Raw genomic sequence first — 14882 nt, 5'->3', positions numbered from 1 at the left:
CATGTCGATGAAGAACCCAGTTCTGCCCCCCGACGTCTACATTCCCGACGGCGAAGCGCATGTGATGCCGGACGGAAGGCTATACGTCTACGGCAGCTGGGATCAGCACACGGATCTGCTCTGCAGCAACGAGTACCGGGTCGTGTCAACGCGCGACCTCAGTGAGTGGACGGTGCACGATGTGTCGTTCTCGGTATCGCAGAGCCCCTGGAACAAGGCTGATACCGCGATGACGACTGTCGCGACGATCGGACGATGGGCCAAGTTCCGGCATCTGATCAGAACGCTGAGCAATCTTCGGCGGGCCGGCCTGATGGAGCAGTTCAAGCGGCTGGCACAGGCCGGTCGCAAAGTCGATACGCCGTTGCTGTTCGCTCCGGACGCGATTTCGCATAATGGCCGGTTCTACCTGTTCTTCGACCTGTCGGACGGCAGTGAAGGTGTCGCCGTCGCGGATCGACCCGAAGGCCCGTTCCGCGACCCCGTGCGACTTCCGGCCGAGGGAATCGACCCGGCGATCTTCATCGACGACGATGGCGCGGCCTACTACTACTGGGGTCAGTTCCGTGCGAGCGGTGTCCGCCTGAATGACGACCTCTTGGGTTTCGATCCGACGAAGGTCCACCACAACCTCGTGACGGCGGAGCAGCACCACTTCCACGAGGGGTCCTCGATGCGGAAGATCGGCGACACGTACTATCTCGTCTTCGCCGACGATTCCCGCGGCAAGCCCACGAGCCTCGGCTACGCGACCGGCCCCACCCCGCTGGGACCCTTCACCTACCGCGGCGTCATCATCGACAGCGACGGATGCGACCCCTGCTCCTGGAACAATCATGGCTCCATCGAACGGTTCGGGGACCAGTGGTACGTGTTCTACCACCGCGCAAGCGGCAACACCGCAGGGTTCCGCCGGCTCTGCGTCGAGCCGATCTCGATCGCGGCGGACGGGTCCATCGCCGAGGTCCAGATGACCTCCCAGGGAGCGGGCGAGCCCTTCGCCCTCGGCGAGCAGATCGACGGGTGGCGCGCGTGCACCGTCGGCGGCGGGGGTTACGTCGGAGACTTCCACGGCCACCAGGCCCTCGTCCTGCCCCGGGTAGGTGCGACAGGCACCTACCGGCACGTGAAGAACGAAGCACCGCTTCAACAAGCCGAGCTGACTGTGCGCGGGTCCGGCACTGTCGCTCTCCGCATCGGCAGCAGACTGTCGACGATCGACGTCACGCCGGGTACAGTCACGATTGAACTCGCAGAGCTTCCGCCGGGCACTCACGAAATCCAGATCGCGCTCGTATCGGGTGCGGACGTCACGGTGAGCTCACTCGTCTTCACGTAGGGCCACCGTGTCTCGACCGATGCCGATGTGCGATTAGTGCGAGCGAGGTGGAGTCACTGGGAATCTCAACGCTGCCGACAACGACGACAACGGAGCTATCGCAACCACGGGCATCGTTCCCTTCCGTCGGATCGAACAGGAACGTATCCCCATCACAGAAGCGCTCCACGAGTTGGACATCACCGGGTAACCGCAAACGAAGACCCGGCTTCGTCCACAAGGAGCACGACCAGCAACCGAGCACCTCAGCATGCTGGCAGTCGCCGAATAAACGTTGGATAAACGTGAACGCGTCCGCCCCGGTGCAATCGCTCCTGAAAAACCCCAGATCAAACGGCGAATCCAAACGATCGAGACTTGATGCGTGAATCTTCTGGACTTGGATTCAAGTCCGACGAAAAACCCCTGATCAGGCCAATGTTCTGAAAACATGATCTAGTTGATCCACGCGCATGCCCATGCCGGCACAAACAGGAAAATTCCTGATCAGATGGCAAATCCGACAAGTAGGGCGGACGGGACTTGAACCCGTGACCGATGGACTCGCCCGGGTCTACTCCCCCGGACTCCGAATCTCGGTAAGCACTCGACTGATCTCGACATGACCGGGGATTTCTCGCCGATCCCGAAACTATTAGTCCCAGAATACTCGGGATGCCTCGGCGTATCTCGATCGGGCTCGGATCGAATAAACGTTGGATAAACGTTGACGCATCAAGTCCCGCGACTCTGAGTCAAGAGAATCTTGCGGTAACCAAGGCAAGACCGGCGAAGCCCGCCATGATGATGGCCATCGTGGAGTAGCTGCCACTCGCGATCGCGACGACTGGCCCGAGTGCAGGACCCATTGCCGTAATGGCGGTGATCGGCGCAGCGAAGATGCCGTTGATCGAGCCGTAGTTTCGCGTACCCCAACGGTCGGCAACGGCGGATCCCTGGACGAGAGTCTGCGCGCCGCGGACGGCGCCGGCGATGACCCCGATGACGACGAGCAGCCAGGGTGGTCCCGGCACCAGTCCCATGAGCGCGAGCACGACGACCGCGAGCGCCGAGGTGAGGGCGAGGGGTCGCCATGGTGCCGCGTCATGCGGGATGACGAGGTAGAGCAGGCGGCCGACGACTTGGCCGGCGCCGAGCAGGCCGAGCGACCAGGCCGCGAGCTCGTAGGTGAGCCCCTTTTCCATGTAGAGCGGGATGATCGCGAGGGTGACGCTGAACAGTGCAGCGGCGAGAGCGACCATCGAGATCTCGAGCATCCAGAACCGGCGGGTCCGGATGACCGTGCCGACGTTGTGGACGGCCTCGCCCTCGTGGGCGGGTGGAAGCGGAGCCCATGTCCGTTCGAGGAAGACCCAGTGCAGTGGCACGGTCAGCACGAGCAACGCGAGCGCCAGGACGAGGAAGGTCGCCCGCCAGTCGAGGAGGCTGAGCAGCCCGGCGACGGCGGGAGCGAAGATCGTCGAGGCAAGGCCGCCGGCGAGGGTGAGGACTGTCATCGCACCACGGCGAGCGTCGCCGTGGCGGCGTGCGATGACGGTGAACGCTGCCTGGTAGAGCACCGCAGCCTGCGCGAGGCCGCAGACGACCCAGCCGAGTGTGAAGACGAGGAGATTTGGCGAGGCGCTGACGATGACCAAGCCCAGGGTTCCGACGATGGCGCCAAGGGTCATGATCAGTCGGGGCCCGCGATCATCGAGCCAACGGCCAACGAGGATGCCGGCTACCGCCGACACGATGAGCCCGCCCGAGAAGCAGAGCATGATCGCCGCTACCGCCCAGCCGGTTGCGTCGGCGATGGCCGGCGCGGCGACGATCAGGGCGTAGTAGAGGATGCCCCAGCTGATGACCTGACCGATGGAGAGTGCGGCGAGCCGCACTCCGAGCGGATACCGCGACACAGCCGGCGTCGGAATACGGTCAGCGCGACGCGGTGACGTCGAGCAGCTGCGAGAGCTCCCCGAGAGCGCCGGGGACCAGCTTGTAGTACGCCCACGTGCCGCGCTTGCTGCGTGACAGGAAGCCGGCCTCCATGAGGATCTTCAGGTGGTGCGACACGGTCGGCTGGCTCAGGCCGACCGGCTCGATGAGGTCGCACACGCACGCCTCCGCGCCCTCGGACGCTGCGACAATCGACACCAGTCGGAGCCGGGTCGGGTCCGCCAAAGCCTTTAGCTTCTTGGCGAGGCCGTCTGCGCGGTCTGCATCCATGGCCTCGCTGGTCAGCGGCGTGCAGCACACGGCCGTTTCGGGCTGGATCACAGGCAGCAGCGTGGTGGACATGTCAACCATCCTACCCGAATATTGACAAACATTGATGGAGTGGGCACACTCAATATCGAAGTTCATCGATGCCTAGGAGGCGCACCCATCATGACGTTGATCGATCTGACCGCCCCGAGCGTGCAGCAGCGCCGGCTCGACACTCTGCCTGTCGCGATCATCGGCGCAGGCCCGGTCGGACTCGCGGCGGCCGCGAACCTCGTCGAGCGGGGCATCGACTTCGTGATCTACGAAGCCGGCGACCAGGTCGCATCCAGCATCCGTCAGTGGGGCCACACCCGTCTGTTCTCCCCGTGGAAGCACGTCGTCGACCCGGCATCACGCCGCCTCCTCGAAGCGACTGGATGGCAACTGCCGGCACCCGAAAGCCTCCCGACGGGCACCGAACTCGTCGAACGCTACCTCGAGCCCCTCGCCGCGCTCGACGAGATCGGAGGATGCATCCGCACCGGTGTCCGAGTGGAGGCCGTGACTCGTCAGGGCATGGATCGCACCCGCACGGCGCGCCGCGCGTCGACCCCGTTCCTCCTCCGCGCGCACACCTCCGACGGCATCGAGGAGTTCACCGCACGCGCCGTGATCGACACCTCGGGCACCTACGCGCACCCGAACAGCCTCGCCTCCTCCGGACTGGACCCGCTGGGCCTCGCTGACGTCGCCGACCGTGTCAGCCACGCCCTCCCCGACGTCCTCGGACGCGAACGCGATCGCTTCGCCGGCCGCCACACCACCGTCGTCGGTGCCGGCCACTCCGCCGCGAACACCCTCCTTGCCCTGGCGGAGCTCGCGAAGCAGGAACCTGAGACTCGCATCACCTGGCTGATCCGTAACGCGAGCGCCGTCCGCGTCACCACCTCCGAGGATGACGGATTGGCTGCCCGGGCATCGATCGGACGTCGCGTCGATGCGCTCGTCGCCGCCGGTCGCATCAGCGTGGTCGACCGGTTCGAGATCGTGCGACTCGGTCGCACCGATGATGGTGTCCGCCTGATCGGTGCACGACGCGGCGAACTGGTCGAGCACGACACCGAGGTCGTCGTCAGCGCCACCGGGTTCCGACCCGACCTGGACATGCTCCGCGAGATCCGCCTCGAACTCGACGAGATCGTCGAGGCACCCAAGCGCCTCGCACCGCTGATCGACCCCAACGTGCACACCTGCGGAACCGTCGAACCTCACGGCTTCGCCGAGCTCACCCACCCCGAGCCCGGGTTCTTCCTCGCCGGCATGAAGAGCTACGGTCGCGCACCCACCTTCCTCCTCGCCACCGGCTACGAGCAGGTGCGTTCGATCTCCGCGTGGCTGGCCGGCGACCTCGCCGCGGCGAGCAACGTCGAGCTCGTCCTGCCCGAGACCGGCGTGTGCTCGACGAGCCTCGCACCCGACGGGTCATCCTGCGGCACGAGTGAGGGCACGAGCGCGGCCTCGAGCTGCTGCTCATGACGAGCATCCGGCCGATGGAACCGTCGGACTGGCCGGCAGTGCACGCGATCTACGCTGCGGGCATCGCCACCGGCAACGCCACCTTCGAGGCGGAGCCACCGACTTGGGAGGCCTTCGATGCCTCCCGCGTCGCGGATATCCGGTTTGTTGCTTCCGACGGCCACGGGCAGGTGATCGGGTGGGCCGCCGCCTCCCGGGTGTCCGCGCGCGAGGTGTACCGGGGTGTCGTCGAGCACTCGATCTACATCGCCCCCGACGCGCAGGGAACCGGAGCCGGACGGCAGCTTCTCGCGGCGTTCCTCGAGGCAGCGGATGTGGCCGGGTACTGGACGATCCAGTCCTCGATCTTCCCCGAGAACCTGCCCAGCCTCGCCCTCCACGAACGGGCCGGCTTCCGCACCGTCGGCCGGCGGGAACGCATCGCTCGCATGGGCTACGGCCCGCACGCCGGCAGCTGGCGGGACACCATCCTGATCGAGCGTCGCCGCGAGGACCACGCTGACCTGGTTGGTGGAGCATCCCTCCTGGCCTCGGTCAGTGCATCGACGGCAACGCCGGCCAGCAACGATCCCGTGCCTGCGGGCTACGCCCCGGCCAGTAGCTCCGACTGAATTCGTGCGGCCACGGCTTCACGCAGTGGCCGCACGTTCTCGGTACTCCAATCGGTGGGATCAGGGAACGTCCACTCGAGGAACCGGCCGGAGGGAGCCGCGGGAAGGGCGAGTCCGGGCTTCATCGCGATGACGATGTCGGCTTGCTCAAGGTCGGCGGCGGTGACCTCGCGAGGTGTCCGGTCGACGATGTCCAGGCCGAGCTCTGCGACGGTCGACGCGATCGCCGGGTTCACCGTGTCGGCGGGCGCGAGGCCCGCGGATTGGGCCGTGTATCGATCGCCGGCGAGGATCTCGAGCAGCGCCGCGCCGAGCTGGGAGCGACCGGCGTTGTGCTGGCAAAGGAAGAGAACGGTGGGCTTGCTCACAGGGTGTCGCTGCTTTCGTTCGGGTCCGTGTTCGATCAGCAATCGCAGATCACACGACGTCGAGGATGGTGGAGGTACCGTACCGGCATCCTACCTTTTGTCATAGACTCGCATCTATGGATTCATCGGCAGAAGGCACCCGAGAGCTCCGCCTCGTAGCGGATCCGACGCGAGCGCACATTCTTCGCAGCATCCTGGCGGCACCCGACGGCCGAGTCCTCGTCGGCCGGATCGCCGAGGAGTTGGGGCTTCGGCAGCCGACCGTGAGTCATCACGTGAAAGCGCTGATGGATGAGGGGCTCCTGACTCGCGAACCCGATGGGCGGCGTACCTGGTACTCCCTGGCTCCGGTTCACGCAGATCGCATCGCCGAGATGCTCGGCAGGCCGGATTCCGACGTCGCGGTCGATCCGATCCTCGATCGTGTCATCCGAGACCTCAGTGAACGCTTCCAAGGCGTGTTCAGCTCGGAGACGGTCGAGCGCTACGTCCGCGAGAGCTACGAGCTGCTTGCGGCGCGACCCACACCGGGGCCGCGAGTGCCGTCGCTTTCGGCACAGTTCGCGGCCGATCGCCTCGAGGCCCTCGCGCGAGCCGAGCCGTCACCGACGCGCGCTGTTCCGGAGGTGTTGTTCGTCTGCGTGCAGAACGCAGGCAGGTCGCAGATGGCCTCCGCCATCCTCCGGCACCTGGCCGGTGACAAGGTTCACGTGCGAACCGCCGGCTCGGATCCGGCGAGTGAGGTGCGCAGTTCCGTTCTCACGGCGCTGGACGAGATTGGCGTTCCGCTTGCAGGCGAGTACCCGAAGCCCTTGACGGACGAAGTCGTCCGGGCCGCCGACGTGGTGATCACCATGGGCTGTGGCGACGCATGTCCGATCTACCCGGGGCGCCGGTACCTCGACTGGGACCTTCCCGACCCGGTTGGAAAGCCGCTCGCGGACGTCCGGGAGATCCGGGACGACATCGAGCGCCGCATCCGCGAGCTGCTCACCACCCTCTGAAATCGACAGGATCAATGGCCTCCGACGAGTCACCCCAGCCCGAAACCGCACCGCTCGCTCGCCGACTCATCGCCGAATTTCTGGGCACGGGGCTACTCGTTGCGATCGTCGTCGGCTCAGGGATAGCCGCATCGGACCTCTCACCGACCGATATCGGCCTGCAACTGCTCGAGAACAGCCTGGCGACAACCCTGGGTCTCGCCGTGCTGATCGCCGTATTCGCGCCCCTTTCCGGAGCGCACTTCAACCCCGTCGTGTCCCTGGCGGAATGGACACTCACCCGCCGTGACAGAGGGGCCGGGTTCCGTGCCCGCGATATTGCGTCGTACGCCGCGGCCCAAGTGCTCGGTGCGATCAGCGGAGCGCTCCTGGCAAACGCCATGTTCGGTGCACCGACAGCGATCTCGTCGACCGACAGGGCCACGCCGACCGCCCTTCTTGCTGAAGTTGTCGCGACTGCCGGACTGGTCCTGGTCATCTTCAGCCTGGTGCGCGGCGGCAACACCCGAATCATCCCCGCAGCCGTCGGTGCGTACATCGGCGCGGCCTACTGGTTCACCAGCTCGACCTCCTTCGCCAATCCGGCCGTCACGATCGGACGTGTCTTCTCGGACACGTTCGCAGGAATCGCCCCGACGTCCGTCGCTCCGTTCCTCGGCGCTCAGCTCGTCGGTGGGCTGATCGGCGTCGCGCTCGTCGCCCTGCTCTTCCCGACGCGCGCGCCGGATGGAGCCTCGCAGGCGACTGCCGTCGAGCTTTCCAGCGAGGTAGCAAAAGCATAGATGTAGGTCTATCATTAGCGGCATGACTACTGAGAAGCCTTCCGTCCTGTTCGTCTGCGTCCACAACGCAGGCCGCTCGCAAATGGCTGCCGGATTCCTCCGCGAACTCGCCGAAGGTCGCGTCGATGTCCTGTCGGCCGGCTCCGAGCCCAAGGACCAGATCAACCCCGTCGCCGTCCAGGCGATGGCCGAAGAGGGCATCGACATTGCCGGCAACACCCCGAAGATCCTGACCGTCGACGCCGTGAAGGAATCGGATGTCGTAATCACGATGGGCTGCGGTGACGCATGCCCGATCTTCCCCGGCAAGCGCTACGAGGACTGGGAGCTCGAAGACCCGGCCGGCCAAGGCATCGAGGCCGTCCGCCCGATCCGCGACGAGATCCGCCGCCGGGTCGAGGAACTCCTCGGCGAACTGCTGACTGCCCGAACGGGTGTCTGATGAACCCCCAGCAGCCGCCGCTCCTGACGCCTGACTCCGTTCTGCATCGTGCATCCGAGCGCCTGGCGATCCGGTTCGGTGGCGTGTTCAGCGAGGAGACGGTCGAACGCGTGGTGTTCGAGTCGTACGCCGCGCTCGCACGCACCGCCACCGTCAACACCCACCTGCCGAGCCTCGCGACACGGTTCGCACAGGACCGACTCACCGCACTTGCGCAGTCCAAGGGCGCCATCGCGAAGCCCGTGCCCGAAGTGCTGTTCGTCTGCGTACAGAACGCCGGCCGATCGCAGATGGCCGCCGCCTTGCTCCGCGAACTCGGCGGGAACGGCGTGCACGTTCGATCCGCAGGATCACAGCCCGCGGCCGATATCGGCACCTCCGTCGTTCAAGCGATGAACGAGCTCGACATCGACCTCGCCCAGGAATACCCCAAGCCGCTCACTGACGATGTCGTTCGCGCTGCAGATGTCGTGATCACGATGGGTTGCGGTGACGCGTGCCCGGTCTACCCCGGCAAGCGCTACCTCGACTGGCAGCTCGATGACCCAGACGTGCTCACCTTGGATGGCGTACGTCGCGTCCGTGACGAGATCAAAGCCCACGTGGAAGAACTGCTGCAGAGCCTGGAGATCACCCCGAATGCCTGAAAATGCCATCGAGAACGTCGTCGTCATCGGCTCCGGCCCGTCTGGATACACGGCCGCCGTGTACCTGGCCCGCGCCGGCCTCGCCCCGCTCGTGCTCGCAAGCTCGGTCGAAGCGGGCGGCGCGCTCGTCACAACGACCGAGGTCGAGAACTTCCCCGGCTTCGCCCAGGGCATCATGGGACCCGACCTCATGGAGCAGATGCGTCAGCAAGCCGAACGATTCGGCGCACGCATCGTCTACGACGACGCGATCGAAGTCGAACTCACCGGCGCCATCAAGACCATCCGCACCATCAACAGCCTCGAGTACCAAGCTCACGCCGTCGTGCTCGCAATGGGTTCCGCATACCGCAAGCTCGGCGTCGACGGCGAGGAACGCCTCACCGGTCGCGGCGTCTCCTGGTGCGCCACCTGCGACGGCTTCTTCTTCAGAGGCAAAGACATCGCCGTCGGCGGCGGAGACTCAGCACTCGAGGAAGCAATGTTCCTCACCCGCTTCGCCGACTCCGTCACCCTCGTTCACCGCCGCGACTCTCTCCGAGGGTCACGGATCATGCAGGAACGCGCACTCGCGAACCCGAAGATCCGGCCGTACTGGAATGCCGAGGTCGTCGCCGTCGAAGGGGACGATGGTCTCGAGCGACTCCGTCTTCGGGACACTCAGACCGGTGCGGACACGGCTCTCGACGCCACGGGCCTGTTCATCGCGATCGGCCATGACCCGCGCAGCGACCTCGTCAAGGGGCAGATCGAGCTCGACGAAGACGGCTACGTGAAGGTAGCGCACCCTTCCACACGGACCAACCTCGATGGCGTCTTCGCGTGTGGCGACCTCGTCGACAAGCGCTACAGGCAGGCGATCACCGCCGCGGGCACGGGGTGTGCCGCGGCGCTCGATGCCGAACACTACCTCGCCGCGCACGGCCTCGCCGACCCCGTCGAAGAACAACCGGCGATCATTCTCGAAACCCCGTGATGCGCGTCACCCGCAGTGCAGTTACGGGGGCGACGGCCCCAGCGTTCATTGCGTGCTCGCTGCCGTTTCCGATTCCCTCTTGGTAAGAGCGCCTGCCGGTGTTGACCGCGCCCAGGCGAGCCAAGCCGCGATCGCGGCCGCCACACCGACGCCCGCGAGGAGCCGCGCGGTGACCGGGAGGCCGATCCACGCCCCCAGGGTGCCCGCCGCCGGGTAGGTGAGGATGAAGCAGGCGTGCGAGAGGGAGAACTGCGCGGCGAATACGGCGGGCCTGTTGGTTTCGTTCGAGGCACGACGGAGAAGTCTTGCTGATGGAGTAAGGATGAGCGAGGTCGCGGCCCCTAGGAGACACCAGGTGCCGATCAGTCCGACCCAGGTGGATGCGCTCGCGGGACTCGCGATGAGGGCGGCGGCCGCGACCAGGCCGAGCGGGAGGATGAACGCTCCGGTGAGCATGACCGTGCGGTCAGGGAGCTTGTCGAGCACCCTCGGCAGCGCGAGAGCGACGATCATCGATCCGGTGCCGTAGGCGGCGAGCAGGATCGCCACGTCGGTTTGCGGGCGGCCGAGTTGGCCTTGTACGAGCACGACGGTGTTGACGATGACCATCCCGGTCGAGGTCGCGACGACGAGGTTGAGCGCGAGCAGGCTCCGAAGTTCGGGGACTCGCCAGAACACGCGGACACCGCGGGTGAGGCGGTCGAAGAATGGTGCCGGTCTGCTCGGATCGATCTTGGGGAATCGGGTTCCGATCACGAGGAGTGCAGACCCGACGAATCCGAGGAAGGTGCCGACGAAGAGGTTGTTGTAGGTGATCACGGTCAGCAGCGCTGCGGCGAGCATAGGGCTGACCAGCGCCTCGAGGTCATACGCGAGGCGTGACAGCGAGAGTGCGCGGGTGTACTGGGCTTCGTCGGGCAGGACCTCGGGGATCACGGCTTGGAATGCGGGGGTGAAGGTCGCCGATGCGGCCTGCAGGACGAAGATCAGGAGGTAGATCTGCCAGGCCTCGGTCACGAACGGGAGACTGATCGCGACGGCCGCGCGGAGCATGTCCGCACTGATCAGGACGAGCTTGCGGGGCAGGTGTCCGGTGAGTGCGGCGATCACGGGTGCCACGCCGACGTATGCGAGCATCTTGATCGTCAGCGCGGTGCCGAGGATGATGCCCGCGTCACCGCCGGCGATGTCGAACGCCAGCAGCCCTAGTGCGATGGTCAGAAGGCCGGTGCCGAGCAGGGCGACGACTTGGGCGCTGAACAGCTTTCCGTAGGTCGGGTTGCGGAGGACTTCAAGCACCGGAGATGTCCCTGACCTCAGCGGTCCGGCTGGAAGACCTCCGGTGGTGTGCGGGGTTCCGGTCGTCGAGTGCGTGCTCAGCCTGGAAGATCGCATCAGCCACGAGTTGACGCGCGTGTTCGTTCGCGAGCCGATAGAAGATCCGAGTGCCCTCCTGACGAGTCGCCACGATGCGCGCCAACCGAAGCTTGGCGAGATGTTGTGAGACGGACGCAGGCGTCTTGTCCACGATGTCGGCGAGGTGGTTCACCGACAGTTCCTCGTCGCGCAGCGCGAGGATGATCCGGATCCTCGTGGCATCGGCGAGCATCGAGAACACCTCGACCGCGAGCTCGACGTACTCGCTATCGACCGTCAAACCACACTTACTATCTGCATTCATACGCAGATATTTGCATACACTGAACCTGGCCGCAAGCATGGGTGCAATTGCGGGCTAAACCATCCGCGCGCAATGAGGGAGAATGGACGACATGTCGGGTCGGTGGAGTCGTGTCGCGCGCGGTTCCGCGATGGCACTCCTGGCGACCTACGTCGCAGTCTTCGCTCACATGCTCGGTGGTGGCCAGCCACCGGCATGGCAGGGCGTCCTCGCCACGGTCCTTCTCGGCATTCCAATCTGCACAGTTCTGGCCGGTCGACGTGTCAGGCTCCTGCAGACGGTCGCAGGCGTCGTCATCAGCCAGTACGTGTTCCATGCGTTGTTCTCCGCCGCGCCGCCAGCATCGAGCGCCCCGCTGTCTGCAGGGCACGGCAGTCATCACCACATCCCGATCACGCTCGGCGCCGACATCCCGGTCGATGACATGACGTTCACCCACGCGATCGCAGCGGCACTGACCGTGCTGATGCTCCGAACTGCCGAGACGATCTCGGCATGGGTGCTCCGCATCGGCCACCGAATCCACGAGCGATTCACGCGCGCGATCCGCATCACGGCGGTCACCCCGTCCGCTTCTTCGGTCCGCCTGCGCCCCGTCACGCTGGACGTTGCTCTGCTGACAGCGCGGGCGGTACTCACCAGTCCGCGTCGCGGGCCGCCGGTCGTCGCGTAAAACTCTGATCGCGCCACTCGGCGCACCCGAACGTACGCGCATGCCGCGGCGTCGGGATCTTCACGCGACCATTCCGCATAAGGAGCCCCAGCTTGCCCTCACGCTCACGCGTGGGCGCGACGGTGACTGCAACGGTCATGGCGACGTTCATCGTCGCTCTGCCCGCCGCACCCGCGTACGCCCATGAATCCATCCAGAGCACCAGCCCGGCCGAAGAAACGGTTGTTGAGACCGCCCCAGAACGCATCGTGCTCGAATACACCGATGAAGTGCTCCCGATGGGCGCCATCATCATCGTCGACGACACCGACGGAGCCGACTGGGTCGTCGGTGATGCGGTCGTCGACCAGAACACCGTCACCGCCGAACTCGAGCCCGGCATGCCGGACGGCGTCTACAACGTCCGTTGGCGGGCCATCTCAGCCGACGGACACCCGATCAGCGACATCTACCAATTCGGTGTCGGCACCAGCACCCAACTACCGAGTTCCGCAGCACCCAGCGCCACAACACAGTCCGACGCCTCGGAGGCACCAGTTGCCGCTGAAGCGGACACCAACGCGAACCAAACCGTCGCGGCGTCCTGGGTTCGGGGACTGCTGATCGCCGCGACCGGAGCTGTAGTCGCACTCGGGCTGGTCATGCTCGGCATCACCCTCGGCCGACGACGATCAACACCCAAATCCGGCGCGCCCTCGACCGACAACACCACCACTTCTTCAAAGGATGACTGACATGAACTCCACCCGTCGTATCACCACGCTCAGCTTCGCCGCACTGATCCTCACCCTGACCGGATACTCGGCCGCGACCGCCGACGTCGCTCCGACCGCTTCCGCAGTCCTGGCCGCGGAGTCAATCTCTATTACCGATGCCTGGATCAAGTCCGCCGACAGCGACATGACCGCCGGATTCGGCGTGATCGAGAACACTGGCACCGCGGACGTCACGATCGAGAGCGCGACCGCCGAGTTCGCAAACATGATCGAGCTGCACGAAACCGTCGAGACCGAGGGCGGCGAAATGAAGATGCAGCCCAAGGAAGGCGGCTTCGTCATCGAACCAGGCGACTCGCTTACCCTGCAGCCCGGCGGCGACCACCTCATGATCATGGACTTGACTGAAAAGCTCAGCGCAGGATCTGACCTCACGATCCTGCTCGAGTTCAGCGACGGAAGTACCACAGAGTTCGATGCCGTCGTCAAGGACTACTCGGGCGCGAACGAGAGCTACGTCCCCGACACGGGCATGGACATGGACTCCGGCGATGCCGAATAGGCCCTCGGACCCATCCGGCCTGAGCCGACGCCAACTCCTGCTCGGCGGTGCAGTCGCCGGCGCCGGCGCCGTGGGCGCCCTCGCCACCGACCAGCTGATCACCAACCCGAACGCACAGGTCGCGGCGGCCCAGCCTCTGAACGGGGACGCCACCGTGCCGTTCTTCGGCATGCACCAATCGGGAATCGACACTGCCCCCGCAGCACATGCCGTCCTCATCGCGCTGGACCTGCGCGACGAGGTCGAGCGGGCCGAACTGCGGTCGATGATGCGGCTCCTCTCCGACGACGCCGCACGGCTGACACAGGGCCTGAGCCCGCTCGCGGACTCCGAACCGGAACTCAGCTTTGTCCCGGCCCAGTTGACGGTTACGTTCGGTTTCGGTCCCGAGTTCGTCCGCCGAGCAGGCGGCGATCCTGGCACCCACAGCTGGCTGCACCCGCTCCCCGCGTTCGGCGTCGATCGTCTCGAACCGGCATGGAACGACGGCGACCTGCTCATCCAGGTCTGCTCCGACGATCAATTGACCGTCGCGCACACCATCCGGATGCTGCTGAAGGACGCCAGGAAGTTCGCGACACACCGCTGGACCCAACGTGGCTTCCGCCGCGCCTACGGATCCGAGAAGACCGGCACCACCATGCGGAACCTCTTCGGACAGGTCGACGGAACCACGAACCCAGCTCTGGGCAGCGCAGAGCTCGCCCAGGCGGTTTGGGTGAATGACGGAAGTTGGCTCACTGCCGGCACCGGCATGGTCATCCGACGCATCCGCATGGATGTCGACAAATGGGACCGCCTCGACAGGCCAGGGCGGGAGCTCGCCGTCGGCCGACGGCTCGACACCGGGGCCCCGCTGACCGGCACGGCCGAACGAGACGTACCCGACTTCGAGGCGACCACGGCAATCGGGTTCCCGACGATCCCCGAGTTCTCCCACATCCGCCGATCAAGTCCGGCAACGCCCGGCGAGGTGATCTTCCGGAGGTCGTACAACTACGACGACACGCCCCCCGATCCGGAAGCGATCTCGAACACCGGGCTCGTGTTCATCTCGTTCCAAGCTGACATCGACCGGCAATTCGTACCCATCCAGACGCGCCTGGACGAACTCGACCTGTTGAACGAATGGACGACGCCGATCGGCTCAGCGGTCTTCGCGGTCCCGCCAGGGTGTTCGGAAGGCGGGTACGTCGGAGAGACGCTGCTCACCTAACCATCAGGGCAGAACACCAGCTGCTTCGGAACGGGAAGCGCAGAGGGCCTGATCGGCAGTTCACGATGAGCACCGACCAGGCCTTCTCCCTGTGCCCGCGTTCGCAGGTGAAATCTCAGACCGGGTCCGCGCTGCTTGCGAC

Annotated in this window: 16 protein-coding genes and 1 pseudogene; 12 read left to right on the top strand and 5 right to left on the bottom strand. The window is 65.7% G+C overall.

All coding sequences use genetic code 11. From position 1 onward, the window contains the following. Nucleotide 1 precedes the first annotated feature (1 nt). A complete protein-coding gene (locus ACR3IO_RS14330; protein WP_434071887.1) occupies nt 2-1339 on the top strand; it encodes a family 43 glycosylhydrolase in 1338 nt (445 codons plus the stop codon). A 734-nt stretch (nt 1340-2073) separates the two neighbouring features. On the opposite strand, the gene ACR3IO_RS14325 is transcribed toward ACR3IO_RS14330, so the two are convergent. After that, nucleotides 2074-3216 (bottom strand): MFS transporter, encoded by a 1143-nt coding sequence (locus ACR3IO_RS14325; RefSeq protein WP_434071886.1) that lies wholly within the window; start codon nt 3214-3216, stop codon nt 2074-2076. Between the two features lie 40 nt (nt 3217-3256). Further along, nucleotides 3257-3619: a metalloregulator ArsR/SmtB family transcription factor gene (locus tag ACR3IO_RS14320; RefSeq protein WP_434071885.1), complete on the bottom strand. Its 363-nt coding sequence runs from the start codon at nt 3617-3619 to the stop codon at nt 3257-3259. Nucleotides 3620-3709: 90 nt separating this feature from the next. Here ACR3IO_RS14320 and ACR3IO_RS14315 point away from each other — a divergent pair, with 90 nt between their 5' ends. Next, nucleotides 3710-5062: an NAD(P)-binding domain-containing protein gene (locus tag ACR3IO_RS14315; RefSeq protein ID WP_434071884.1), complete on the top strand. Its 1353-nt coding sequence runs from the start codon at nt 3710-3712 to the stop codon at nt 5060-5062. Next, nucleotides 5059-5553: pseudogene (locus ACR3IO_RS14310) on the top strand (N-acetyltransferase family protein); the annotation flags it as partial. The gene ACR3IO_RS14315 and the pseudogene ACR3IO_RS14310, both read left to right, overlap by 4 nt. Before the next feature lie 92 nt (nt 5554-5645). Here the strand turns inward: ACR3IO_RS14310 and ACR3IO_RS14305 are convergent. Beyond that, the gene (locus tag ACR3IO_RS14305) at nt 5646-6041 is read right to left on the bottom strand and encodes a low molecular weight phosphatase family protein (RefSeq protein WP_434071883.1); all 396 of its coding nucleotides are present in this window, start codon (nt 6039-6041) and stop codon (nt 5646-5648) included. A 116-nt stretch (nt 6042-6157) separates the two neighbouring features. On the opposite strand from ACR3IO_RS14305, the gene ACR3IO_RS14300 reads away from it, so the two are divergent. From ACR3IO_RS14300 to trxB, 5 genes are read left to right on the top strand one after another with little or no spacing between them, the layout of a single operon-like run. Further along, nucleotides 6158-7045 carry a metalloregulator ArsR/SmtB family transcription factor gene (locus ACR3IO_RS14300; RefSeq protein ID WP_434071882.1) on the top strand — a complete coding sequence of 296 codons (888 nt, stop codon included), beginning with the start codon at nt 6158-6160 and terminating at the stop codon, nt 7043-7045. A 14-nt stretch (nt 7046-7059) separates the two neighbouring features. Continuing rightward, nucleotides 7060-7827, top strand: coding sequence for an MIP/aquaporin family protein (locus tag ACR3IO_RS14295; protein ID WP_434071881.1), 768 nt, complete (start codon nt 7060-7062; stop codon nt 7825-7827). A 22-nt stretch (nt 7828-7849) separates the two neighbouring features. Then, a complete protein-coding gene (locus ACR3IO_RS14290; RefSeq protein ID WP_434071880.1) occupies nt 7850-8269 on the top strand; it encodes an arsenate reductase ArsC in 420 nt (139 codons plus the stop codon). Continuing rightward, a complete protein-coding gene (locus tag ACR3IO_RS14285; protein ID WP_434071879.1) occupies nt 8269-8916 on the top strand; it encodes an arsenate reductase ArsC in 648 nt (215 codons plus the stop codon). Before ACR3IO_RS14290 ends, ACR3IO_RS14285 begins: the two co-directional genes overlap by 1 nt. Continuing rightward, nucleotides 8909-9892, top strand: coding sequence for a thioredoxin-disulfide reductase (trxB, locus tag ACR3IO_RS14280; protein WP_434072018.1), 984 nt, complete (start codon nt 8909-8911; stop codon nt 9890-9892). The genes ACR3IO_RS14285 and trxB overlap by 8 nt, the downstream gene beginning before the upstream one ends. 45 nt (nt 9893-9937) lie before the next feature. On the opposite strand, the gene ACR3IO_RS14275 is transcribed toward trxB, so the two are convergent. Together ACR3IO_RS14275 and ACR3IO_RS14270 are read right to left on the bottom strand one after the other, a co-directional pair. After that, nucleotides 9938-11191: an MFS transporter gene (locus ACR3IO_RS14275; RefSeq protein ID WP_434071878.1), complete on the bottom strand. Its 1254-nt coding sequence runs from the start codon at nt 11189-11191 to the stop codon at nt 9938-9940. Then, nucleotides 11184-11573, bottom strand: coding sequence for an ArsR/SmtB family transcription factor (locus tag ACR3IO_RS14270; protein WP_434071877.1), 390 nt, complete (start codon nt 11571-11573; stop codon nt 11184-11186). The genes ACR3IO_RS14275 and ACR3IO_RS14270 overlap by 8 nt, the downstream gene beginning before the upstream one ends. 82 nt (nt 11574-11655) lie before the next feature. Here ACR3IO_RS14270 and ACR3IO_RS14265 point away from each other — a divergent pair, with 82 nt between their 5' ends. The 4 genes from ACR3IO_RS14265 to ACR3IO_RS14250 all read left to right on the top strand — a co-directional run bounded on the left by ACR3IO_RS14265 (nt 11656) and on the right by ACR3IO_RS14250 (nt 14740). Beyond that, complete coding sequence (locus tag ACR3IO_RS14265) at nt 11656-12246, top strand: hypothetical protein (protein WP_434071876.1); 591 nt, start codon at nt 11656-11658, stop codon at nt 12244-12246. Nucleotides 12247-12356: 110 nt separating this feature from the next. Then, entirely contained in the window at nt 12357-12980 is a 624-nt protein-coding gene (locus ACR3IO_RS14260; RefSeq protein WP_434071875.1) for a copper resistance CopC family protein, read from the top strand. 1 nt (nt 12981) lies between these two features. After that, the gene (locus ACR3IO_RS14255) at nt 12982-13524 is read left to right on the top strand and encodes a copper chaperone PCu(A)C (RefSeq protein ID WP_434071874.1); all 543 of its coding nucleotides are present in this window, start codon (nt 12982-12984) and stop codon (nt 13522-13524) included. Continuing rightward, the gene (locus tag ACR3IO_RS14250; protein WP_434072017.1) at nt 13514-14740 is read left to right on the top strand and encodes a Dyp-type peroxidase; all 1227 of its coding nucleotides are present in this window, start codon (nt 13514-13516) and stop codon (nt 14738-14740) included. Before ACR3IO_RS14255 ends, ACR3IO_RS14250 begins: the two co-directional genes overlap by 11 nt. The last annotated feature ends 142 nt before the right edge of the window (nt 14741-14882 follow it).

The organism is Agromyces sp. Marseille-Q5079 (assembly GCF_051016555.1).
In the GTDB taxonomy this organism is placed as follows: Bacteria; Actinomycetota; Actinomycetes; order Actinomycetales; family Microbacteriaceae; genus Agromyces.
Note: the sequence above shows the minus strand (reverse complement) of the source record. Positions and strands in the feature narration are given on the sequence as shown.